Annotated in this window: 21 protein-coding genes; 12 read left to right on the forward strand and 9 right to left on the reverse strand. The window is 59.2% G+C overall.

From position 1 onward, the window contains the following. Nucleotides 1–60 precede the first annotated feature (60 nt). From H4P12_RS12090 to H4P12_RS12115, 6 genes are all read left to right on the forward strand, one after another. Nucleotides 61–690 carry an alpha/beta hydrolase gene (locus tag H4P12_RS12090; RefSeq protein WP_187793906.1) on the forward strand — a complete coding sequence of 210 codons (630 nt, stop codon included), beginning with the start codon at nt 61–63 and terminating at the stop codon, nt 688–690. A 2-nt stretch (nt 691–692) separates the two neighbouring features. Further along, a complete protein-coding gene (locus H4P12_RS12095) occupies nt 693–884 on the forward strand; it encodes a hypothetical protein (RefSeq protein ID WP_187793907.1) in 192 nt (63 codons plus the stop codon). 748 nt (nt 885–1,632) lie between these two features. Next, nucleotides 1,633–3,285, forward strand: a complete 1,653-nt coding sequence (locus H4P12_RS19190; protein ID WP_187793908.1) for a transposase — start codon at nt 1,633–1,635, stop codon at nt 3,283–3,285. Nucleotides 3,286–3,391: 106 nt separating this feature from the next. Beyond that, on the forward strand, nt 3,392–5,107 hold the full coding sequence (locus H4P12_RS12105) for a type I secretion system permease/ATPase (RefSeq protein WP_187793909.1): 1,716 nt from the start codon (nt 3,392–3,394) through the stop codon (nt 5,105–5,107). Further along, on the forward strand, nt 5,104–6,435 hold the full coding sequence (locus H4P12_RS12110) for an HlyD family type I secretion periplasmic adaptor subunit (protein ID WP_187793910.1): 1,332 nt from the start codon (nt 5,104–5,106) through the stop codon (nt 6,433–6,435). Before H4P12_RS12105 ends, H4P12_RS12110 begins: the two co-directional genes overlap by 4 nt. 30 nt (nt 6,436–6,465) lie before the next feature. Further along, nucleotides 6,466–9,498, forward strand: coding sequence for a CapA family protein (locus H4P12_RS12115; RefSeq protein WP_187793911.1), 3,033 nt, complete (start codon nt 6,466–6,468; stop codon nt 9,496–9,498). A gap of 70 nt (nt 9,499–9,568) precedes the next feature. Here H4P12_RS12115 and H4P12_RS12120 read toward each other — a convergent pair whose 3' ends face one another. Genes H4P12_RS12120 through H4P12_RS12135 form a run of 4 tightly spaced genes read right to left on the reverse strand, consistent with a single transcriptional unit; the run spans nt 9,569 to nt 12,751 of the window. Further along, nucleotides 9,569–10,342, reverse strand: coding sequence for a glutathione S-transferase family protein (locus tag H4P12_RS12120; protein WP_187793912.1), 774 nt, complete (start codon nt 10,340–10,342; stop codon nt 9,569–9,571). Continuing rightward, nucleotides 10,339–11,010, reverse strand: a complete 672-nt coding sequence (locus H4P12_RS12125) for a DsbA family oxidoreductase (protein WP_187793913.1) — start codon at nt 11,008–11,010, stop codon at nt 10,339–10,341. Before H4P12_RS12125 ends, H4P12_RS12120 begins: the two co-directional genes overlap by 4 nt. Nucleotides 11,011–11,033: 23 nt before the next feature. Continuing rightward, nucleotides 11,034–11,678: an NADPH-dependent F420 reductase gene (locus H4P12_RS12130; RefSeq protein WP_187793914.1), complete on the reverse strand. Its 645-nt coding sequence runs from the start codon at nt 11,676–11,678 to the stop codon at nt 11,034–11,036. An 11-nt stretch (nt 11,679–11,689) separates the two neighbouring features. After that, complete coding sequence (locus H4P12_RS12135; RefSeq protein ID WP_187793915.1) at nt 11,690–12,751, reverse strand: LLM class flavin-dependent oxidoreductase; 1,062 nt, start codon at nt 12,749–12,751, stop codon at nt 11,690–11,692. A 110-nt stretch (nt 12,752–12,861) separates the two neighbouring features. Between H4P12_RS12135 and H4P12_RS12140 the strand changes: the two genes are divergently transcribed. Then, nucleotides 12,862–13,236, forward strand: a complete 375-nt coding sequence (locus H4P12_RS12140) for a winged helix-turn-helix transcriptional regulator (RefSeq protein WP_187793916.1) — start codon at nt 12,862–12,864, stop codon at nt 13,234–13,236. Nucleotides 13,237–13,239: 3 nt separating this feature from the next. On the opposite strand, the gene H4P12_RS12145 is transcribed toward H4P12_RS12140, so the two are convergent. Both H4P12_RS12145 and H4P12_RS12150 read right to left on the reverse strand, forming a co-directional pair. Then, nucleotides 13,240–13,524 carry a GNAT family N-acetyltransferase gene (locus H4P12_RS12145; protein ID WP_187793917.1) on the reverse strand — a complete coding sequence of 95 codons (285 nt, stop codon included), beginning with the start codon at nt 13,522–13,524 and terminating at the stop codon, nt 13,240–13,242. A gap of 9 nt (nt 13,525–13,533) precedes the next feature. Further along, nucleotides 13,534–14,637: an NAD(P)-binding domain-containing protein gene (locus H4P12_RS12150; protein ID WP_187793918.1), complete on the reverse strand. Its 1,104-nt coding sequence runs from the start codon at nt 14,635–14,637 to the stop codon at nt 13,534–13,536. 186 nt (nt 14,638–14,823) lie between these two features. Between H4P12_RS12150 and H4P12_RS12155 the strand changes: the two genes are divergently transcribed. Together H4P12_RS12155 and H4P12_RS12160 are read left to right on the forward strand one after the other, a co-directional pair. Beyond that, nucleotides 14,824–15,741, forward strand: a complete 918-nt coding sequence (locus H4P12_RS12155; RefSeq protein WP_187793919.1) for a DMT family transporter — start codon at nt 14,824–14,826, stop codon at nt 15,739–15,741. Next, complete coding sequence (locus tag H4P12_RS12160; RefSeq protein WP_187793920.1) at nt 15,738–16,343, forward strand: TetR/AcrR family transcriptional regulator; 606 nt, start codon at nt 15,738–15,740, stop codon at nt 16,341–16,343. Before H4P12_RS12155 ends, H4P12_RS12160 begins: the two co-directional genes overlap by 4 nt. A 47-nt stretch (nt 16,344–16,390) precedes the next feature. On the opposite strand, the gene H4P12_RS12165 is transcribed toward H4P12_RS12160, so the two are convergent. Next, nucleotides 16,391–17,449: an LLM class flavin-dependent oxidoreductase gene (locus H4P12_RS12165; RefSeq protein ID WP_187793921.1), complete on the reverse strand. Its 1,059-nt coding sequence runs from the start codon at nt 17,447–17,449 to the stop codon at nt 16,391–16,393. Between the two features lie 376 nt (nt 17,450–17,825). On the opposite strand from H4P12_RS12165, the gene H4P12_RS12170 reads away from it, so the two are divergent. Together H4P12_RS12170 and H4P12_RS12175 are read left to right on the forward strand one after the other, a co-directional pair. After that, entirely contained in the window at nt 17,826–19,022 is a 1,197-nt protein-coding gene (locus H4P12_RS12170; RefSeq protein WP_187793922.1) for an efflux RND transporter periplasmic adaptor subunit, read from the forward strand. After that, on the forward strand, nt 19,019–22,174 hold the full coding sequence (locus H4P12_RS12175; RefSeq protein WP_187793923.1) for an efflux RND transporter permease subunit: 3,156 nt from the start codon (nt 19,019–19,021) through the stop codon (nt 22,172–22,174). The genes H4P12_RS12170 and H4P12_RS12175 overlap by 4 nt, the downstream gene beginning before the upstream one ends. Nucleotides 22,175–22,454: 280 nt before the next feature. On the opposite strand, the gene H4P12_RS12180 is transcribed toward H4P12_RS12175, so the two are convergent. Next, the gene (locus H4P12_RS12180) at nt 22,455–22,637 is read right to left on the reverse strand and encodes a hypothetical protein (protein WP_187793924.1); all 183 of its coding nucleotides are present in this window, start codon (nt 22,635–22,637) and stop codon (nt 22,455–22,457) included. Beyond that, nucleotides 22,615–23,046, reverse strand: a complete 432-nt coding sequence (locus H4P12_RS12185; RefSeq protein ID WP_187793925.1) for a MerR family transcriptional regulator — start codon at nt 23,044–23,046, stop codon at nt 22,615–22,617. The genes H4P12_RS12180 and H4P12_RS12185 overlap by 23 nt, the downstream gene beginning before the upstream one ends. Before the next feature lie 93 nt (nt 23,047–23,139). On the opposite strand from H4P12_RS12185, the gene H4P12_RS12190 reads away from it, so the two are divergent. Further along, entirely contained in the window at nt 23,140–24,120 is a 981-nt protein-coding gene (locus H4P12_RS12190; RefSeq protein WP_187793926.1) for a cation diffusion facilitator family transporter, read from the forward strand. Nucleotides 24,121–24,127: the final 7 nt, after the last annotated feature.

A 24,127-nucleotide genomic window follows, 5' to 3' on the forward strand; every position in this document is an offset into this window, starting at 1 on the left:
GAAGTCGAACAAGGCCATAAGATGCGACACCGAACCATTGCAGCAGGGATAGCCATATCGGTGGCCGCCACTTGGGCAACCGTTGCGATTGCAGATTCGCCAAGCGTTGGCAGGGTAACAGCAACCATCGGCGGACAGGAATTGCAGGTATTTACCTATACCCCACAAGACTGCGCCTCTCCTTCGATCCTGATGATATTTCATGGCAATAGCCGGTCAGCCAGATCCTACCTGGAAAGTGCGGTTCCACTTGCCGACCGGTCTTGCTTTACCCTCTATGCGCCGCTGTTTGATAAAGAGCGCTTTCCAAACTGGTCCTACCACCGGGGCGGGCTGATCCATGATGGCAGATTACGCCCCATGGAGGAATGGACCGTCGAACTGGCCGACGATCTTGTCGATTGGGCGCAGGACGATAATGGCAATCCCGACGCGCCGGTCTATCTGTTCGGCCATTCCGCCGGGGCGCAGTTTCTGTCCAGAGTTGCCGCCTATTCCCTTCCGGACGAGGCGCAGCGGATCATCCTTGCCAATCCTTCCACCTATGTTCTGCCGACCGACGATGAGGAGCGCCCTATGGCTATGGCGGGTTGCCGGATGCAAAGCAGGCGGAGGAATGGATGCGGGCTTATCTGGCGGCCCCCATCACCATCTATCTGGGCGATGAAGATACCGGGCGAAAAAGCCTGACGATGACCGACGCGGCGACGCGTCAGGGGGCCAACCGCCTTGATCGGGGCCAGCAGACTTTCGAGGAGGCCAAAGCCGTCGCCGCGGACCGGGGCTGGCCATTCAACTGGACGCTTCTGCATGCAGACGATGTGGGGCACAGCGCCCGGGGCATGCTGCAAAACGAAGCGATGACCGAAGCCATGGGTTTTTAAAGGGCCACAGATCTACCGAAATCGACGTGCTGATTCGTCGACGGGGACCACGATGGACAATTTCCCCCTTAATTCGATGCGTCGCGCGTGGCGCGTGGAATTGACATCAGAACCAGAGTCCCTCACTGGCAGAAAATCGCCCATAAACAAATGTCACATGGCACAAATCAGCCTAACGATCAAACCGCCGACATCACCCCATTGTCGTCGGTGAACTCAGCGAGAATCGGCGCCAGAAAAGTTTTCTTTTCGGATTTCTTTTCCCCTACATTTTGCACGATGCGCAACTTTCTGATTGGCGCGTTATGGGCTTATATTGTGGGAAAAACGATCTCTCTCTAGCAACTGAAAAATGCATTTTAGCCCTGCTGGCCACGCATCAGCACCCCCTTGAATCCTTCAAGGAACCGCGCCTCACTTTTTTTCTAACGATGGTTTTGCAGTGCTTTGGTAGATCGTTGTTTTGGCAAGAAAATCACAGGAAATGCAGGAATATTGCAGTTATATGACAGCGAATGCGTCGCGCATTCTTTTGCCTGCTCTGACGTGTTGCGTTCACATGATCCCGCTTGTTAACAAATTCAGGACGCAGTGAGAGCGCCGCGGCTTCTGGCCGATATTCTGTAAAAAGGGGGACTGGTTTATGGTCCATGTCGCTATTGGGAAAACCCGTATTTCACGGGCAAAACGCGCATTCAGCACCCGTCGGGTTCCGCGTAAGGCTTATCAGACATTGATATCAGGCGATGTGTGCCCCCAACCCGGCGATCTGGTTCTGGCGCGGATTGATGAGATCGGGAAACACACCAAGCTAGAGCTTACGGACGGTCGCCGTGCCCATCTTTTTCCGGGGGATGAAATCATTGTCTGCTTTGGCAACCGCTATGCGCCGGATCAATACGAAGCGCAGATCGGGAACGATCTTGGCCCATGCGATCTGGTCGCCGCCGGTGGTATCGCTTCGCTGGAATTGTCGCGCCATCAAAGGATGAAACCGCCGACCCGGATCACGCCCTTGGGCATTCTTGGAAACGCGGATGGCGCGCGGTTGAACGTGATGCAATTCGCGGTGCCAGCGCCTTGTTTCGCGCCGACCATTCCTGCGGTCTTGTCGCTGGGCACATCCATGAACGCCGGCAAAACGCTGACGGCAACCTCGCTGGTGCGTGGATTTAAACGGATGGGGCACAAGGTGGCCGCGCTGAAGATTACCGGAACGGGTGCCGGTGGCGATATGTGGATTGTTCGTGATGCAGGTGCCGATATTTCGCTGGATTTCACGGATGCCGGCCATGCAAGCACCTATCTGGTTGGCATTTCAGACATCGAAGATGCCGCCTGCCGGTTGATGAACTATGCCGCAGCACAGGGATGCGATGTTGCCGTGATCGAGATTGCGGATGGCCTGCAACAGCTTGAAACCTCGCAACTGATCCACAGTCAGCGGATCATGGATTTTACCATCGGCACGGTCTTCGCCGCCTATGATGCCATGGGCGCGAAATATGGTGTCGATCTTCTGACACGCGCGGGTCACGATGTTCTGGGCATCAGCGGTTGTCTGGGACGTTCGCCTCTGGGCGTAAGAGAAGCCGAGACCACAACCGGGCTTCGTGTTTTCTCTCCCCTGGAGTTGCAGGAGGGGGCGCTGATGACGGCCATTCGCGATCGCGCGGCCAAGGCCTATGCAACCAAAGGCGCAGATCAGCCGTCGCTGAAGACGCTGTCCCAAACGGTTGTTCCGGCAAGCATTGAATTGGGCAATATGGTTGCCTTGGGGCCTGTCAGGGGCGATGGACAACGGACAATTGTGACAGGCGCATCGCTGGCCCGCGACATCCTTGACCTTGCCGCGCATCACGTGATGCAGGCCGATGCCAACAGGATTTGTGGTGTCGCCTATGGCAGGCACGACAGAAAGCGCAGTGATTGGCGCAATGGTATTCGACTGCAAAACTGGGTCACGGATTTCGGCACGATTGAACTGCAGATCCCGCGTTTGAAAAAGACTGACTACACGCCCGCCTTCCTGCAGCGTGCAACGCCCCCTGTGGCCGCGATCAAAGGCGTCATCGACGCGCGTCCGACCGAATTGCAGACCACCGTAACGGCGCTGCTTTCCAGTCTGACAACGCACCGTCACCGCTATGACGACATTGGTGATTTGCTGGTATCCGTCAGCGACATCATGGCGAATGCCGGTCTTCTGAACCTGCAAGGCCGCACTGCAGACAGCCCTTGGCCAATGATCACCGCGCCAGAATATGACGGGTTGGACGAAGATGAAATACTCGACGGCGCCCCGGGCATGATGGGTAATCTGGATGGCGACGCCGAATATGCTGACTCTGACATTGGTCAGGCGTTTCAGCGCAGGTTCAGCATCGCCGCTGCCGAATAAGCGACTTTGGCCGACGATCTGTCTTTGTCGGCCAGACCAAAGCCCAAGCCTACTCACCTGAATTGATCCGGCTTGGGCATGTTCATGTAGCGAGTGTATTCGCCCGATGGCAAAACGAAGAAAAGCAGGCACGGTCTCGGCGCTCAGCACGGCGTGGCGCATCTCTCGCCCCGGTCTGGGCGTCGTGGTGATATTCACTGCCTGCTTCAACCTGCTGAAATTTGCAATGCCGCTGTATCTGATCCAGGCACTGGACCGGGTGCCTGCCAGCCGCAGCATTGAAACGCTGGTCATGTTGACGGTTATGGTCGTCATTGCCATTGCCTGCGGGATGGCGCTGGATGTCTTGCGACGCCGGATGCTTGTTCGTTGGGGCATATGGATCGAGCGGCGCTTTGGCCCCTATCTTGTCGATCAGGGGCTGGGCGGTAACGGATCATCAGATCAGACGGCCGAGATCAATGAATCGCTTGGTTATCTGGAAACGCTGCGCGGCTTTGTATCGGGGCCGCTGGTATCGTGGCTGGATGTTGTTTTCGCGCCGTTGTTTTTTATCGCAATCTTCCTGATCCATCCATTGCTAGGGGTGATTGGCCTGTTGTCTTTGGTCGCGCTGGCGGTTGTCGGCATCCTTAGCGATTCACTGACCCGCGACGGGCGCCGCGCATCTGGCGCGGCCTATCGCGAACAGGCTGCCCTTGTTCAGGCGGCCGGGCAGAACAAGGAAAGCGTCGGTGCCTTTTCCATGGGCGCCACGCTGACGGAACGTTGGCGGCGCACGGCCTCGGCCCGGTTGCAGGAAAAGCAGCGCGTGCAGGACCGGCAGATTCTGTTCAAGACCTTGCGCCGTGGCATTGGACAGTTTCTGCGCATCGCCATGATTGCAGCGGGCATCTGGCTGGTGGTCATCGGCTCACTGACTTTTGGCGGCATTTTCGCGGCAAGGATCATGGCAGGTTTCGGCTTTTCATTGGCCAATGACGCAATCAGCAATTATCGCAACCTGCGCGAAACGCGCACGGCCTATCAGGCGATGAAAAGGCGTCTGGACCCCGATGAAACAATTCAGGTCTCGGTTCTGAACGGCACGCAGGATGCGCCACTGGTCCTTGACCAGATGAGCTATCGTCATCCCTCGGAGCGTTCCTACATCTTCAATCGCCTGTCCCTGCACCTTGCGCCGGGCGAAATTCTGGTCGTGACCGGCACTGCCGGGACCGGCAAAACCACGCTGTCCCGGCTGCTGGTTGGCGTCCTGTCGCCGCGTGACGGACAGATCCGAATGGGCGATGTCGAACTGTCGCGATTGGCCCCGCAAACTCGCGCGGATCTGATCGGCTTTCTGCCACAGCACACCGAGCTGTTTACCGGCACCATTCGCGAGAACATCGCGCGTATGGGCCAAGGAGAGTTTGACGACGTCGTCGACGCCGCCACTCTTGTCGGCATTCACGATAAGATCATTCGCCTGCCAGATGGCTATGATACGGTCATCAGTGGCGACAGTTTTGGCATGTCCGGCAGTGAACGCAAACGCATCGCGCTGGCCCGCGCCTTCTATCGTCGCCCAAGGATCATCGTCATGGACGAGCCATCGGCAAACCTTGACAGCCCATCAAGGCGCTTGATGGAAAGCGCGGTCGCAGAGCTGAAAAAAGGCGGCTCATCGATCATCATCACCCAATCCATCCATGCGGCACAGATCGCGCGGATGGCGGACCGCTTTCTTATCCTGGGTGGCAAGCGTTCGCACGAGGTGACGGAAAATACCGGTAACGAAACGCTGCAACGCGCCAAAGATCATCTGAGGAGCGTGACATGACCCTTCTGGAAACCCAGGAAAATCAGGCAGCCACAGATGCCCAGAATCGCCCGTTTGGTCGTGGCCTTGCCACGGCAGGTTTTGCGATCATCGCGGTTTTCGTCGGGTCGTTCTATGTCTGGGCGGCAAGCGCACCACTGGAAGGTGCCGTGATCGCGCCCGGCATCGTCAGTGTCGACACCAACGTGCGGACAGTTCAGCATCTTGAAGGCGGTATCATTGATCAACTGCTGGTGCGTGACGGCGACACCGTCGAGGCCGGCCAGCCGCTGATCAGGCTGCAAAATACCGTTCCCGCCTCTAGCCTGAACGAAATTCAGGCCCAGTATTTCGAGGCACGCGCAACCGAAGCGCGCCTGATTGCCGAACAACTGAAAGCGGACAAGATCGAATTTCCGTCCGAGTTGACCGATAAAATCGGTGATCTGGCCGTTCAAACTGCGATGCGCGGACAGGAAAGCATCTTTGAAAGCCGTCGGGTATTGCTGCAGGATCGCCTGACGATCTTTGAACGCACGACCGGTGGTCTGGATGCTGAAATCAAAGGGTTGCAGGATCAGATCACGTCCTCGGAGGGCCGCCTGCTGCTGCTGGATCAAGAGCTGGCAGATGTTCAGGCGCTATACGATCGCAAGCTGACAGATCGCCCGCGCCTGTTGCGGTTGCAGCGCGAGCAGGCAGAACTGCACGGTGAGATTGCAAGCTATCGCGCCGCTATCGGAACCGCCCAGCAAAAAATCGAAGAAACCGCCCTTCGCCGGTCAGAGCTGCAGAATTCAATGGCAACCGAAGTCGTCCAGCAACTGCGCGAAACCCGCGCGGGCGCCTATGAGCTGTCACAACGTCTGGCTGCCGCGCGGGATGTCATGGGTCGCACGGAAATCCGCTCTCCTGTCACGGGGGTGGTCACTGGCTTGCAGGTTCATACGGTTGGTGGCGTAATCTCTGCCGGTCAGGGGCTGATGGAAATCGTGCCTGTCAGCGACAAGCTGGTGGTGCAGGCGACGATCGACCCCATGGATATTGACCAGGTATCGCAGGGACAAGACGCGCAGGTTTGGTTGTCCGCGCTGAACCGCCGCAGTCAAAAACCGATCGAAGGCATTGTCCAGACCGTGTCAGCCGATCGTCTTGTCGATCCGCAGACGGGCGCCCCCTACTATCTTGCACGGGTGCAGCTTGACCGGAGCGATGTCGAAAATGGCACAGTCCCGATTCAGCCGGGGATGAGCGCCGAGGTGATGATCCACACCGGTGCGCGCACGACTTTGAATTACCTGTTTTCCCCGATTACCCAGTTCATTTCGCGCGGCATGCGCGAAGGTTGAGTGCATTTCATTGTTAGAAAGGTTGCCGTTATGAAGATTATAGAAAGCCACCTCTTCCAACCGGGCAATATCCATACCCGCCGCAAAGCCATTCAACTGACACTAGATGGCGCGACCGGCGTGATCATGCCTGCAGCGGCGATTCAGGAATTTGGGCGCATGCTGCGCCGGATTCGCGCCGAGATCAGCGACTGCCCTGCATGGCGACGCCTGCACCGCGCCAAACAGCCCGTCCCGGTCGCAGGCGCAATCGAGGTTCTGGCCGTCCTGACGCAACGCTATGCGCTTTGGCCGGTGAAATTCTGTTCATGGCGGCAAAGCGCCACCGGCAATCATCGCATCCAACCGGAAGAATTGGAAAAACAAGGTATCGCCATTTTTGAAACCCGCGCAGAGGCCGTTGGATTGGCCGCGGCCGAGGTCGCCATCTCCATGGCACAGCACATGCTAGATGGGATGACCGCGAACGCGCTTTACGACCGGTTCATCGAACAGTTGATGCAATTTTTTGCGGCCACTGGCCACGAAACACCATCTGGCGATTGCCTGACCATCGCCAAGGCCGCGACCGCCAAGGGGATCCCGTGGTCGGTGGTGGAACGCTCTCACTACATGCGCCTTGGTTTGGGCAAGCATTCGCAGATCCTGAAGGGGTCGGAATCGACCAACACGACGTCCATAAGCCGCGCCCTGTCCCGCGATAAAAGCATGACGCATCGCATCCTGAGCGCTGCGGGATTACCTGTCGCGCGGCAAAGCGTGACAGCCAATACCACGGAAGCTGAAGGTTTCGCGGCCAGGATCGGCTTCCCTGTGGTCGTCAAGCCGCGTGATGGCAATATGGGGCGCGGTGTCTCCATTGGTGTCACCAATTCCACACAGTTAAGACGTGCGTTCAAACGTGCCCAGCAGATTTCGCGGCACGTGGTCATTGAAAGCCTGATCGTCGGAGAGGAATATCGGCTGCTGGTCGTTGACGGACGCATGGTTGCAGCGGCGCAACGACGCCCGGCCCAGATCACCGGCGACGGAACCTTGACGATCAAGCAGTTGGTCGAAAAGGAAAACAAACGCCCCGAGCGCGAAAGTGCGCTGCCCAGCAGCATGGCGATCATGCGCCCGCTAAAACTGGATGGGAACGCGCTGGAAGTGCTGACCGATCAGGGCTTCACACCGGAAAGCATTCCAACCCAAGGCGAAACCGTCTTGCTACGTCGCGAATCCAATATCTCTCGGGGGGGTGAAGGCGTTGATATCACCGACCTTATCCATCCCGACAATCGGGCGTTGGCGGCGCAGGCGGCAGCGGTTATCGGTCTGGATGTCTGCGGCGTTGATTTCATCACCAAAGACCCTTCGGTGTCCTGGCGTGAAAATGGTGCGGCCATCTGCGAGGTAAACAGCCGGCCCGGTGTCCATATCCATATCCATGCCATGGAAGAACGCGGGCACCAGATCACCGATGCGATGCTGAACATGCTGTTTCCCGATCGCGCCCCGGTCCGAATGCCGGTGATCGCCCTTATCGGCAATCCCGCACAGACCAACCATCTGCGCAGCAGGATCGAGGCCGCGGCCACCGCTTCGGGCAAAACCCTTGGGTTGGTCTGTGACGCGGCAGGCGCGACGTCTTCCCGGCGGGTGAACGACGCCACCGCCTTGGAATGGGACAACCAGATCGACGCGGCTGTGATCCAGGTTTCACCCCGGCAGATAGCGCAAAACGGCATCGGGGTGGAAAGGCTGGATCTTGCGGTCATCGCGCCGCAGGTCGAATCCGACGACGATCGGCTGGCAATGAGTGCCATTCAGCGCGTAGCCCAGAATCACATCATTCCATTGGATGAACCAGCAGCGTCCTCGATCGCAATCGATGCACTTGGCTTTCCTGCCCAGGCGACCCCGGACAAGATCGATGCTGACGCCCCGAACTACGCCAGCCCGGTGGCCCGCAAGACTGAAAACCCGGACGAATTCACCGCCCTGTTCATCGGTGATGTCGGTTTCGGTGAAAGCTATATGCACCATCCACGCGTCTCGGACCTGCAAAGCATCCTTGGCACCCATGGCCACGGCTATTCCCTTTCCAATCTGCACCATGTTCTGGGGCAGTCGAACCTGACAATCGCCAATCTGGAGGTTCCCCTGTCCGGGCGTCCCGATGCCGGACTACAAGGACGCAAGAAATATCTGGGCTGGTCTGATCCAGCCCGGACCGTCGCTGCGCTGCAACAGGCTGGCATCGATGCTGTGACGCTTGCCAATAATCACGCGCTTGATTGCGGGCCTGCTGGCCTTGCGGAAACATTGTCCCGCCTGCAGGGCGCGGGCATTGCGGGTTTCGGCGCAGGCCCCGACGTGGATACCGCATCGCACCCGATGATCCATCGCTTTTCCGTCGGCGGAATTGACCAGTCGCTGGTCGTCTTTCCCGGATTTGAGCATCGTCGCCGATATGATCGCAGCTATCGCTGGTATGCGGGCCGGGGGCATGGCGGCGTTGCCAGCATCTGGCCCGAAATGATCGCGGCGCAGATCGACGCATTGCGTGACATCTTGCCCAACCCGACCTTCATCGCTTTCCCGCATTGGGGAACGGATTACGAAGACATCACCGACAGCCAGCGCGAAACGGCTGCTGCCTTGGTGGCCGCGGGTGTCGATCTGATCATCGGCCATGGGGCGCACATCACCCAACCGGTCGAGGTCATCGACGGTTGCCCCGTGTTGTTCAACATCGGCAATTTTGTCTGGAATACGCCGGGTCGCTTTAACAAGCGCGACGTGCAGCCGCTTGGTTTGGCCGTCGCGCTTCGCTTCAGCAAACGGCAGCGCACCGGGCCATCACTGCGGATTTATCCAATCCTGACAGATAACTTTGCAACCGGTTTTCAGAACCGCCCCGTCACCCCCGAAGAATTTGCATCGGCACGGGTTCTGATTGCATCGCGACTGCCGTCACGCCCTCGGGGACAGATCGACAAGGCTGGCCCGTATCTTGAACTGAAGCTGCAACATACCGCCGAAAAACAGGCCATGGCCCAGCGAATGGCAGCCGAGTAAGCGGCTGCGGTCGTGATTACACATGAACCAGCGGGGACGCATCGTCCCCGCCGGTCGCAAGACGAATGTGTCAGCGCTCTCGAACCACGAAACTGTCGGATTTGCGCAGGCGGTCAAGAAACCGTTCACTGAAATCGACCGGCACGGCATCCTTGACACTGGGGCGGCCTGACAAGGCCTGCCGCCACGCATCAAGCACCGGAAAATCGTCCAGCACATTCAGCGGTCGCACGGTTTGCAATGTGTCGATCTGTCGAAATGCCGGGGCGTAAACCACATCGACCGCAGAAAAAGCCTCGCCCGCGAAAAACGGTCCCCGCACCTCGGCCTCCAACGGCTGCAAACGCGCCTTTAGCGCAGCAATGGCTTCATCGAACGCGGCGCCCTCGCGGGCCTGCGACAGCTTGAACAGATCGCCCAGCAGGCTGCCGGCATATTCGATCCATGCCCGCTGTCGCGCACGGTCCAGTGCATCTTCGGGAAACAGCCGCGCCCCCGGCAGCGTTTCATCCAGATATTGCAGGATAACGGTGCTTTCAAACAGGATCGCAGGATCAAAGCCCTCGCGCTCGACCTTCAAGACCGGCACTTTACCAAGGGGAGAAATTGCAAGAAACCAATCGGGCTTGGCGGCAAGGTCGATATAGATCACCTCGAAATCCACGCCGCGCTCTTTCAGCGCGATCACCGCTCGCTGAACATAAGGGCATGTCGGAAAGCTGATCAGGGTCAGCTTTGGCAGGGGAGATGTGGCGCCCGCAGCAGGTTGCGCGGTGGGCAATTCACATACGCCCCCCTGACAAACGCCGCCGCCGTCACCAAGCGAAATCAGTTCGCCGCTCATCGTGCGACCTGATCCCGGTCGGACTTGACCTTGTTCAGCGCCTGCAAAAACAGCTCCGAGGGCTGGGCACCCGATATGCCGTATTTGCCATCGACGACAAAGAAAGGCACACCCTTGACGCCAACAGCAGCACCCCGTGCCTTGTCGCCCTCAACCGCCTGCCGATACGTCCCCTGCATCAGCGCCGACAAGGCGGCGTCACGGTCCAGCCCGATCTCGGCGGCCAGATCTGCCAGTTCGGCATCCCGCCCGACATGGCGGCCTTCGCTGAAATAGGCGCGCAGCAGACGTTCCTTCATCTGGGCTTCGCGGCCGTGTTCCTTGGCAAAATGGATCAGTTGATGGGCCTTGCCGGTATTGGTGACTTTGATGTCATCAAGGTGATAATCCAGTCCTTCTTGCAAGGCCAGATCAGTGATCTGACGGTCCATTTCCTGCACCTGTTGGGGCGAGGCACGCAGATGCTTGGCCAGATATTCCGCGTGATTTCCGGCGTATTCGGCCGGTGCGGTCGGGTCCAGTTCATAGCTGTGATATTCCACCTGAACCGGCACCGCGTCCGGGCCTTCGGCAAACTGCGACAGGGCCGTTTCCAGACGGCGCTTGCCGATATAACACCACGGGCAGGCAATATCTGACCAGATGTCGATCTTGATAGGGTCGGCCATGCTCAGTTCCTTTCCATCCGCTTTCATGCGGCAAGTGGCGCACGCAGCGCCGCTTGCAAGTCGTGGCGACCAAGGGGTGCGCCGAAAACCGGCGTCCCGATGGCAAAGTCGCGGGCATTTGCCAGCCTGCCTGCGTCAACCGGGTCAAAGCCCATCCGGTCGATGATATCCGCCACGATACTACGCGCTTGCGCATCATCGCCAGCCACGGCCATGGCGCGACGGTCGGGATCGCCTGCCGGACGGGCTTCGCCGTCCATTTCATGATAGCCCATATGGTTGAAGCTGCGCACCAGTCGCGCACCTGTCAGATAGTCGGCCACCACTTCACTGCTGCTTGGTGCGCCTTCGAATTCCGTCAAGGTTCCGTCGGTCGGCGCCCAATAATTCATCGTGTCGATGACAATCTTACCGGCCAACTGATCCGCCGGCAGGCTGCGATATTTCGACAGCGGCAGCGCCAGCACGATGACATCGCTTTGTGCGATGACATCGGAAGCATCGGCGGCAACGGCACCGGGGGCGGTGAATTGCAACACCAGCGCAATATCGGACGCGGGCCGGGACGAGGCGACGCGCACCTCATACCCGGCGGCAAGGGCGCGGCGTGCAATCGCCGTGCCAACGCGACCTGCGCCAAGAATACCGATGATTTTCGGTTCGGACATATGAACCTCCCTTACACAGCTTCGGTCGGGGCGTCGGCTTTCTGGGCCAAAGCGGCATCGACCAATGGTTTCACCTTGGTTCCCAGCAACTCGATCGAGCGCAGGAAATCCTTTTGTGCCACTTGCCCCAGATCCATCTGGAAGAAGTGCCGGTCATGTTGCATCGCCCCATGCAGCGCGACGATACGGTCGGCGATTTCCTCGGGGCTGCCGACAAACAATGCGCCCTTGCCGTTGGCATCGCGGTCGTAACCGGGACGCTGCGGGGCCGGGAAGCCACGGATTTCGCCCAAGGCGCGGAACGCCTCGTGGTAATGGTTCCACCACAGATCCTTGGCGGCCTTGGCATCATCACCCACGAAACCGGGGCTGGCGACCGAAACACGGGTATCCGCACCGGGCACCTTCACCTGTTCGACCGCCTGACGATACAGTTGTGCCAGGGGTGCGAACCGTTCAGCATCACCACCGATGATCGCATAGCTGACCGGCAGACCGGCAATCGCCGCACGCACCGTCGAGTTCGGGTTCCCGCCCGTGGCCAGCCAGATCGGAAGCTTGCCGTTTTCGGGGCGCGGCACGACCAGGGCATGATTCAACGACGGACGAAACTGGCCTTCCCAGGTCACCTCTTCGCTGTCGTTCAGCTTCAGCAGCAGGTCCAGCTTTTCGGCATAAAGATCATCGTAATCGTTCAGGCTGTGACCAAACAACGGAAAGCTTTCGGTGGACGAGCCACGACCCGCAGTGATTTCGGCGCGACCATTCGACAACGCATCCAGCGTCGCGAATTGCTGAAACACCCGCACGGGGTCATCGGTCGACAGCACCGTAACCGCACTGCCAAGCGTAATATTCTTCGTCGTTGACGCAGCAGCCCCAAGGATCACCGTCGCAGCGGATGCGGGCATTTCGCGGGTATGGTGTTCGCCAATCCCGAAATAATCCAGTCCCACCTCATCAGCCAGTTGGATCGCCTCCAACAGGTTGCGCTGTGCCTCGGCTGTGCTGCCAAGTTCACCCGTCTTGGGATCGCGCTGCACGTCGCCAAAGCTGTAAACACCCAGTTCCATCTCATTCCCTCCTATCGTCAGCGGCCAGATTATTTTCACGACCGGCTGGTATAAATTCGTAACTTGCACCTATATTGATACTGAATTTTTTGACACAAGAAGGCACATCCATGATACCGCATCTGTCAAATGATGACCTGCTGGGCGGCTGCGAAGCCGTGCGCCCGATCCTTGTCCGTATTGGCGACAAATGGTCGGTCCTGATCGTCATGGCCTTGCGTGAGGGGCCGCGTCGCTTCAATCAGATTCGCCGCGATATCGGTTCGATCTCGCAACGTATGCTGACGCTGACCCTGCGAGGGATGGAGCGTGACGGCCTGATCTCTCGCAAGGTTTATCCAACGACACCGCCGCGCGTTGAATATGCGCTGACCGAACTTGGCCATTCGCTGCGTGGCCCGGTCGAGGCGCTTGGCGCATGGGCCATCGCGAACGAGGCAGAGATCGTCAGCGCCCAAACACGCTATGACGCCGAAAACGCCTAGGCTTCACCCCACGACGATATCGTCATATTCCCGATGGGTCGTATAAAACCGGGCCATGAAGCTGCATTTCAGCACGGCCTTGCGCCCTGATGCCCGGATCAGATCAAAGGTGCCGATGGCCAACCGGGTGCCAATCCCGCGTCCGCTGTATTCAAACGGCACTTCGGTATGGGTCAGCACCAGATTTCCATTTCCGTCCATCTGGTAATAGGCGGCAGCAATATCATCGCCGTCCAGCGCCAGTTCAAAACGATGCTCTTGCGGATTCTCGATAACGCCGTCGGACATGGATTTCCCCTATTCTGATTTTGCTTTGGGCGGCACAAGGCCAAGATAACTGACCAGTTCCTGCGCAGCCGCGGCGCCCGCCCGATTTGCGCCGATGGTCGAGGCCGAGGGGCCGTAGCCGACCAGATGCACACGCGGATCGCGAACGGTCTGCGTGGTCAACCGGCCCGTCATCTTGATTCCGCCGTTTTCTTCGCGCAATTGCAAAGGGGCCAGATGATCCAGCGCGCTGCGAAAACCCGTCGCCCAGATAATGACATCGACAGGTTCTTCGCGTCCATCGGCCCAACGGATACCCGTCGGCGTGATTTCCGTAAACATCGGCTGACGGTTCAGAACGCCTCGCGCCTCCATCGCGTCGATGGCGGCCGTCCGGGGGATGCCCGTGACGGACACCACCGAACGCGGGGCCAGCCCCTGACGAACCCGCTCTTCGACCATTGCAACGGCCGCGCGGCCAAGTTCGGGTCCAAAGGCCGCATCAACATATTCTGGTGGACGACGCGTGACCCAGATGGTCTCGGCGACGCGAGAAACTTCGTCCAGTATCTGCAAGGCAGAAATACCCGCCCCCACGATGGCAACACGCTGTCCGACAAACTCGTCGGGAATGTGATAGTCATGCGTGTGGATCTGACGCCCCCGAAACAGCTCTCGTCCCGGATAATACGGAATCTGCGGCGCATCCCACGTGCCGGTGCCGTTGATGATACCGCGGGCGGAAAAGGTTTCATGATCGGTTTCGACACGCAGCCGTTCACCCCGACCGCAGACCAGACGCACCGTCACCGGACGATAAATCGGCAGATGAAAGCGTTCTTCATAGGCCTTGAAATAGGCGGGCACGGCCTCGGCCGCCTTGACCTCGGTCTGGCCGGGGTCCAGCACCTCGGCAAACCCCATGCCCGGCAGATCGTGCAACCGGTTGATCGTCTTCATCGTCAATGACGGCCAGCGGAACTGCCAGGCGCCGCCCGGCTGCGGCGACTTGTCCAGCACCAGAAACCCTTTGCCGCCAACCAGCCCGGACCGCTGTAGGTGATAGGCCGCTGATAATCCTGCCTGCCCACCGCCGATCACCAGAATATCGATCTTGTAGGCAAGGCCGCTCATTTTTCTCCGAACCTATGGATACGCATCACGACACAGCCAGATTGCATTGGGGTTATCCGATGCGCAAGGCCGCGCAGCCATGCGTCCGGTAGAATGCCGTCATGCACATTATTAATACCACTTTGTCCATTTATGATACTATATGGTATCAAACAATCATCTGAACAATCAAACCATAGGCTTGTCATGACATTGCCACCCTTACCTGCCGCGGCATTTGCCGCAATTCTGTGGGGCTTTACCTACATCGTCACCACCTCCATGCTGCCACAAAACCCGATGTTCATCGCTGCGGTCCGTGCCTTGGGCGGTGCGCTGCCACTGCTGCTGCTTGCGCGCGAATTTCCACCGCGCCAATGGTGGGGCCGCATCATCGTTCTGGGCACCCTGAACAGCGCCCTGTTCTTTGCATTGCTATTTGTCGCGGCCATCCGGTTGCCCGGCGGAATGGCCGCCACCTTTCAAGCGCTAGGGCCGCTGTTCATGGTGCTTCTGGCGTGGCCCTTGCTTGGCGCCATTCCGTCGCGTTCAAAGCTGGTAGCGGTTGGGCTTGGCGTTGTCGGGGTGGCGATGGTTGTGCTGAAGGGAAATGCGACGTTGGACCTGATCGGGGTCGCTGCCGCCCTTGGCGCAGCCCTGTCGGTCGCGCTTGGCAGCTCACTTGTCCATAAATGGGGACGCCCGGGTTCCATCCTTGGGCTGACCGGCTGGCAAATGGCGATCGCCGGGGTCGAGCTATCCGTGGTCGCCGCCCTGTTGGGTGATATTCCCACCAGCCTTGGCGCCATCAATATCCTTGGCCTGGCCATCATCGCTTTGATCGTCACGGCGCTTGCCTTTGCACTCTGGTTCAGCGCGGTGCAAAGCGCCGGTCCGTCCGCCGTCGCACCGATGATGCTGCTGACCCCGCTGACAGCCTTTGCGCTGGACGCGATCTTTCGCGGGTTTCTGCCTTCACCGGTTCAGTCGCTTGGCGTTGCCATTGTGATAGGCAGCCTGTTGTATGGGCAGCACGTTGATCGCCGCGCTTTCCGGGTTGCGCACCACCATGCACCCTCGGCACGGCAAGTCGCCACCAGATCCACAGGAGTCGCTGCGGAATGACCGACCCCGCCGCTCAGGCACCCCGGCTGAATGTCCGGGGTGCTGCACGCCACGAACAAATCCTTGACGCCGCGACGCAGGCATTTCTGGATCGTGGCTTCGATGCTGTCAGCCTTGATGAAATCCTGCGTGTGTCCGGCGGTTCGAAAACCAACGTCTACAAGCAGTTCGGCGACAAGAATGGGCTGTTCACCCAGATCGTTCACCGGCTTGCCGCTGAATTTCTGTCGCCCTTGACTGCCCTGGATCTTGGCCAGATCGCGCAAGAGACCGGTCTTGGCATATTGGGCCGCACCCTGATGCGGCAACTGATGCAGCCGCGTCATATCGCGTTTCAGCGGATGGTCATGGCTGTTTCGAGGCGGATGCCACATCTGATGGCCGAATGGTATCGCGTCGGACCGAAAACCAGTCAGGCGGTCATCGCGGATTTCCTGGGTGGCGGGCCGAACGCACAGCGAGACGCGGTGCTGTTTCACGATATGATCGTGACCGATGCCGTCAATCACGCCTTAATGGGCGATCCGCCCGACTGGGCCGAGATTGAGGCCCGGATCGACAGGGCAGCCAGGATGATCGGCGGCAAAGCCATTGATGCGTGAACGCCGGCGCTTGCACGCCGGCGTCGTTTCCATGTTCGGCCTTGGTCTTAGCCGATTGGATCACCTGTGACAGCGCCATTCCAGTTCGGCTGCCAGCCCAGTTCCGGGGCGACGTGTTTCGCGAAGGATTCCAGAATATGCAGGTTATATTCCGGACCCAGCTGGTTGGGGATCGTCAGCATCAACGTATCGGCAAGGGCGATGGCCTTGTCCCGCTTCAACTCCTCGATCAGCCTGTCGGGCTCAGCCGCATAGGTCCGGCCCGATGTCGCCCTGTAGCCGTCCATGATTCCGTAGCTGTCTTGTGCCTCGCTGCTGCTGCGATGCCCGAAATAGGCCGCGTCGGTTTCGTTCATGATCGGAATGATGCTGCGACTGACCGACACGCGCGGCGCGCCCTTGTGACCGGCCGCACGATAGGCTTCGCGGAAGCGCAGGATCTGTTCAGCCTGCAATTCATCAAAGGGTTGCCCCGTATCTTCGACCAACGCGGTCGAGGACATCATGTTCAGGCCCAGCCGCCCGGTCCATTCCGCGCTGTCGCGTGTGGCCGAACCCCACCAGATATTGCCGCGCAAGCCGGGTGATTGCGGCTCGATCGGCAACATCTGACCGGTGCCGACCAGATTGGGATTGCCTTTGGCAACACCTTTTCCGTCGATCGCATTCAGAAACTGGTCGAATTTTTCTCGGGCGATATCTGCCCCACGGGGGTCCGTCGAACCGGTATAACCAAACGTCTCATACCCACGCAAAGCCGTTTCGGGCGATCCGCGACTGATGCCAAGCGCAATCCGGCCGTCAGCGATGATATCCAGCGCCGCCGCCTCCTCGGCCAGATGCAGAGGGTTTTCATAGCGCATGTCGATAACACCGGTGCCAACCTCGATGCGCTTGGTTTTCGCGGCGATGGCGGTCAGCAGCGGAATGGGGGCCGCCTGCTGGCGAGCGAAATGATGCACGCGGAAATACGCGCCGTTAACGCCCAGTTCCTCGGCACCCACACCGATCTCAACAGCTTGCCGGATCATGTCGCTGGCCGTTTTCGCCTGCGAACCATATGAATTTCCGTAATGTCCGAAGCTCAGGAATCCAAAAGCTCTCATAACATTCTCCTGTCAGGATAACGATTTTTGAATGGCCCCGCACTGAACCGACACTTCGCACAAGCGAAAAAATCGCGTCCCGCACCCAAGCGGGTTTTGCAAGGAAACATTTTCCACCTTGTGGCAACGGTCGTCATCTGCGGGCCGTCTTGAACATAAATCTGGTCATCGCCCTGCCATATGGCAGGGTTACCTGACCGAAACCGCCGTTCGCTTGCATCGAACATGCGGCCACCACACGGCAGGAGGCGCACATTCGATTTTGCCCGCGAATGCAAGCATTCAACATTGCAAGCGGATGACCTCGCGTTACTATCAACCTGACGAATCTAGAAAAAGTTGGATATTCACCACGCAATCATTCAAGGGGCAGATCATGTTTGGGATCGACAGGGTAGTGCTGCGAGCGACGATTTCTGCGACGCTATTGGGGGGATTATTCGCAACCAATCTGCAGGCACAAGACGCCCCTCCACCGGCCGTCGTAACGCATCAGATTGAAGTTCAGCCAATCGACGCGCCGGAAAGCTTTACCGCCAGTGTCGAAGCAATTGAGAGCGTCGAGATCATGGCCCGGATTCAGGGCTTCATTGACGAGGTCGTCTTCAGCCCCGGGCAGATCGTCCAGACCGGCGACCGGCTTTTCCAGATCGAACCGAAGCAATATCAGGCCGAAGTCGCCTCTGCGCAGGCAAATCTGGCCCAGGCCGAAGCACAACGCGTCCGGGCCGAAAGCGAAGCCAACCGCCAGCAGGAACTGGTGAACAGGAACGCCGCCGCGCAGGTCAACCTTGAACAGGCCCGCGCCGATTTTCAGGTCGCCGAGGCGAATGTTCAAGCGGCGCAAGCGGGCGTTGAACTGGCCCAGATCAATCTGGGATATACCACCATCACCAGCCCGATCACCGGCAAGATCGGACAAGCCCTGATTACCAAAGGCAACTTTGTCGGCCCTTCGGCGGGGTCGCTGGCACAGGTCGTCCAGCTTGATCCGGTCCGGGTTGTCTTTTCGATCTCGGAACAACTTTTGCTGGACATGCAGCAAAGCGGGATGGCCGAAACCGGCGCGGAAAACGTGAACTTCAAGCTTATGCTGTCGAACGACACCGAATATGCGCAAACCGGGACAATGGAATATATCGACAATCGGGTCGATCCCGCCACTGGCAGTATCGCGGTCAGAATTGTCTATGCAAACCCCGATGCCTTGCTGCTGCCAGGCCAATTCGTCACCATGGTCATTGCAGAAAAAGATCCCCAAAGTCTGCCCGTGGTGCCACAAACTGCCGTTCTTCAGGATCGCGAAGGGCGTTATGTCTTTGTGGTGAATGATGATCAGACCGTGTCCCAGAAACGTATTTCGACAGGCCCGCGCGTCATGAACGGATGGGCAGTCACCGAGGGGCTGGCAGGCGGAGAAGCCGTCGTCGTCGAGGGCGTTCAGCGACTGCAGGACGGCATGGCGGTCAGGGTCGGCGCACAAGCAGCCGAAGAGGATACCGCAGCGATCCAACAGGATGCCGAAGGTCAAAGCACGGATGATGCCGCTGCGTCTGATGGTGATGCGCCATGATCTCGAATTTCTTTATTGATCGGGTTCGGTTTGCGCTGGTCATTTCGATCGTCATTTCGATCGTCGGGGCAATCGCGCTGTTTGCGCTGCCTATTCAGCAATATCCGAACATCACGCCGCCCACCGTCAATGTATCGACGGCCTATCCGGGTGCCAGCGCCGAAACCATTGCCGATGTGATCGGCGGCCCGATTGAATCTGCCGTGAATGGTGTCGACGACATGACCTATATGTCTTCGACCAGTTCCAACGCGGGGCAATATTCGCTGGCGATTACGTTCGAGATCGGGACCGACCCGGATCAGGCGCAGGTCAATGTGCAAAACCGTGTGCAGTTGGCGACATCCAACCTGCCGAACGAGGTGCAGCAACAAGGTGTCCAGGTTCGTGCCAGTTCGCCGGACTTCCTGCTTGCGCTTGGTTTCTATTCCGAAAACGGCCAGATGGACGATCTGGCCGTTGCCAACTACGTCAATACCTCGCTGATCGACGAAATCGTTCGCATTCCCGGTGTCGGCGACGCGTCCTCGGTCGGGACGTCGGAATATGCCATGCGGGTCTGGCTGGACACGCCCAAGATGGTGGCGCTTGGCGTCACTGCCGATGAGGTTGCCGCAGCCATCCAAACCCAGAACGTGCAGGCCGCATTGGGAGAGCTTGGCGGCCCGCCGGCACCGGAAGGGACCGAGGTTCAATATACACTGGTGTCTCAGGGCAGGCTTGCAGAACCAGAGCAGTTTGAAGCTTTGATCGTCCGCACCGGAGAAGATGGCAGCATCGTGCGGCTGGGCGACGTTGCCCGGATCGAGTTGGGCGCACAATCCTATGCCGCGCAGGCCATGGTGGGCGACCGGAACGCAACGATGGTGCAGGTCAATCTGGGTCCGGGTGCAAACGCGCTTGAAACCCGCGACGCCATTCTGGCGATGCTGGAAGAAACAAAGCAAGGCTTTCCCGGTGATCTGGTCTACGACACGGTCTATGACGCGACCCTGTTCGTCAGCTCCAGCATCGAACTGATCATGCGTATTCTGGTGGAAGCATTCGTCATCGTCATGGTGGTGATCTTCCTGTTCTTGCAGGATTGGCGGGCAACAATCGTGGCAGGTGTGTCGATCCCGGTATCCTTGCTGGGTGCGATGGCTGTGCTGCTGCTGATGGGCTATTCGCTGAACATGATCTCGCTGCTGGCGCTTGTGCTGGCCATCGGGCTTGTGGTGGATGACGCAATCCTTGTCGTGGAAAACGTCCAGCACCTGCTGGAGGAAGACCCCGACATGTCCGTGCGGGACGCCGCGAAAAAGGCCATGGTCCAGATTACCGGGCCAATCATCTCGACCACGTTTGTGCTACTGGCGGTGGTTATTCCGACGGGTTTTCTGCCGGGGATCAACGGACAGTTGTTCCGACAGTTCGCGGTGACGATTTCGGGCGGATTGGTCATGTCCGCCATCGTTGCCGTCACGCTTAGCCCAGCCATAGCCGCGATCATGCTGCGCCCCCCGAAAGAGGGGGGCAAGCGTGGTCCGCTGGCATGGATCGAGGCAGGGCTGAACTGGATGCGCGACACCTATGGCAAGATCGTTGGGGTCATGCTGCGCATCTGGGTCATTCCCGTGGGCATTCTAGCGGCCTGTATCGTTGGCGCGGTCTATTTGATCACCGCGCTACCGACCACGTTTCTGCCGGACGAAGATCAAGGTGCCCTGTTCGTCAACGTCCAGCTTCCCGATGCGGCATCCCTGCAACGCACGGACCGCATCATGGCACTTGTGCGGGATGAGTTAGAGAAAACGCCCGGCGTCCAACAGGTCATTTCCGTTTCCGGTTTCAGCATTCTGCAGGGCACCGTGGCGCCGAATGGCGGTATGGCCGTGGTTGCGCTGGAACCCTGGGCAGATCGCGAAAGCGAGGAAACGCAGCTTAACAATATTCTCGGGACCTTGAATCAGACGTTCAGTCAGGTTCCCGGTGCGACCATTGCCGCCTTTTCGCCCCCGCCTATTCCGGGCGTGGGTGCCGTGGGTGGCCTTGATATGCGCTTTCGGACGCTGCAGGGACAATCACCGGCCGAACTTGCCCAAACGCTGCGCTCATTTCTGGCAACAGCCAATCAGGATCCTGCGATTGGCGGGCTCAGCTCAACCTTCAGCGCAGACGTTCCACAGGTCTATCTGAACGTTGATCGCGTCCGGGCCGAGCGTCTTGGGCTTAGCCCGGCCGATATCTACAGCGCCATCGGTGTCTCGTTCGGATCAAGCTATATCAACGATTTCACCACGGGCGGACGCAACTATCAGGTGACACTGGCCGCAGATGGCGAATACCGGTCTGACATCGACGATCTGATGAACCTTTATGTCCGCAGCAGCAGCGGGGCGATGGTGCCCTTGCGCACGGTGGCATCGACAACAACCCTGCTTGGTCCCTATGTCATCAACCGCTTCAATCAGCAGGTATCGGCGACGGTGAATGGTCAGGCGGCCCCCGGCCAAAGCTCTGGCGCAGCCATGGCGGCGGTCGAACGTATCGCCCAGGAGGACATGCCCGAAGGTTATGACGTTGCATGGGCCGGGCTTTCCTATCAGGAACAGCAGGGCGGCGGAAACCAGTATATCACCTATGTCATGTCGCTGATCTTCGCCTACCTGTTTCTGGTCGCCCTTTACGAAAGTTTTGCGTTGCCGATCGCGATCCTGCTTTCCCTTGGGGCAGCAGCATTTGGTGCGGGTGTCGGTCTGTTCATCACCGGCATGCAGATGAGCCTTTATGTGCAGATCGCATTGGTCTTGCTGATCGGCCTTGCCGCGAAGAACGCCATCCTGATCGTTGAGTTTGCAAAGGAACGACGAGAGGAAGGCATGTCCATCATGGACGCCGCCCGGACCGGGGCAGAAGCCCGTTTCCGCGCCGTGCTGATGACGGCGCTGGCCTTCATCTTTGGCGTCCTGCCCTTGGCGGAATCGCATGGTGCCGGTGCCGGCGCACAAAATGCTGTCGGTGTTACCATCATCGCCGGGATGTTGGGCGCGACGCTGATCGGGCTGTTTATCATCCCATCACTGTATTACGTCATTCAGACGATAACAGAATGGTTTTCGGCAAAGCTGGGACGAAAGAAGCCCACGTCGCCCTCGCAGAATACGCACTAGGATTATCGAGTAATAACGTCCTGACCGTCTGTTGACGGTCGGGGCCGGATTGTCAGTTGATAGATAGCGGCGTTCGAACAGCGAACATGCTGGTCATCGCTTCAGGCAGGGGGCCGCAAACAGGTCGCCACGCCCGCAGTCATATCCTGTGGCAAAGGCCTGTTCGCTGACGAACAACGAATGAGCATTCCCGCCGACAACAAAGCCGACAACAAATAGGATCGGGCGGGGCGAGATCATGTCCACATGGTCAAGGGGCCGACACGGCAGATAGGCCGGATCACCGCTGACTGTCATGGTGGTGGTCGCGCGGCGGGGTGACGGCGCAAACTATGATCCCCATGGCGATGATGGCGGCGCGAATAACATCTCGTGTAAAGAGGGCCGCTTGATTACCGGCAAGCGCCACCAGCGCATAGATGGTCAAGCTGGCGGGCAGGTCATCCCAGATCCTTCCCATCATGATCGTGTGCGCAATTGGCGTGATCGCCCAGCACCTCGATCACCCGGCAGTCAGAAATCGTGCCGCTGGCGCATTGGTCCAGCATGCGTTCCAATTCACCTTCCAGCGCCTTCAGGCGCACGATACGGTCGCGAACGGCGTCCAGTTGGGCTCGTGCAATGGCATCGGCGGCGGCGCAGGACTGGTCGGGATGGTCCGACAGGCCCAACAGGTCACGGATCGCGTCAAGGGGAAAGCCCAGTTCGCGGGCATGACGGATGAAGGCCAGCCGGTCCAGCGCCGTTCGCGGATAGAGCCGTTGGTTGCCGGCGCTGCGGTCGGGTTCAGGCAGCAGGCCAATCTGCTCGTAATAGCGGATGGTCGGGACCTTAACCCGCGCCGCCCGTCCCAACTTCCCGATCGAAAACATCGAAAAACCTCTTGAAGCTATAGCCACTAGAGCAATTAGGTAGGATGGAAAGATGATTCGGACAAGGCCGCGACGGCGCGGTCAGAGGTAGAAATGACGCAGCACGACCCCGACAAGGATGGCAACCACGCAGGACACAATCACGCGGACCACGATCACTTGGGCGATGACCATACCAAAGGCGACCATGCCGGACACAGCCACACGGTCGAGGTGACGGCGGGCAATGAACGCCGGATGCGCTTTGTCTTCCTGATGACCTTTGGCTACGCGATCCTGCAGGCCATCGGCGGGCTGTTGTCCGGTTCGCTGGCGCTGGTCGCAGATTCCGGGCACATGATCTCGGACGCGGCGGCGCTGCTTCTGGCACTGATCGCCTATCGCGTGGCCCGGCGCGCGGCCACGCCCGAGGTCAGTTACGGTTTCCACCGGGTCCGGGTGCTGGCGGCGCTGGCCAATGGTGCCTCGCTGCTGATCCTTGTCGCCTGGATCGTCTACGAGGCGATCCGCCGTTTTCGCGATCCGGTCGAGGTTCTGGCCGGGCCGATGCTGGCCGTCGCCGTCGTCGGATTGCTGGTCAATATCGCGGGTTTCCTGATCCTGCGCGCGGGCCAGCAGAACGATGCCAACCTGCGCGGTGCCATGCTGCATGTGCTGGGCGATCTGCTGGGTTCGGTGGGCGCCATCGGGGCGGCCGTCGGCATCATGCTGACCGGCTGGACCGTGCTGGACCCGATCCTGTCGGTGCTGGTGGCGGTGCTGGTGGTGCGCTCGGCCTGGGGTCTGGTGGCGGAATCCATCTTCGTGCTGATGCAGGCCGCCCCGCGCGGGCTGGATACCAAGGCGGTGATGGCCGATCTGGCGACGCTGCCCGGCGTGGCCGAGGTCGGGCACCTGCATGTCTGGACGCTGACCGACAATCGCGCCGTGGCCACTGTCCATGTCACCCCCACCCCCGGCACCGATCCGCTGGCCCTGCCCCGTCAGGTCGCCGCGCGTCTGGCCGGGAAACACGACATCCTTCACGCGACGGTCGAGGTGGACCCTCCCGGCGCGATCCCCTCCGAGCCCTGAGAGACGG

The organism is Paracoccus amoyensis, from assembly GCF_014490725.1.
Taxonomy (GTDB): Bacteria; Pseudomonadota; Alphaproteobacteria; order Rhodobacterales; family Rhodobacteraceae; genus Paracoccus; species Paracoccus amoyensis.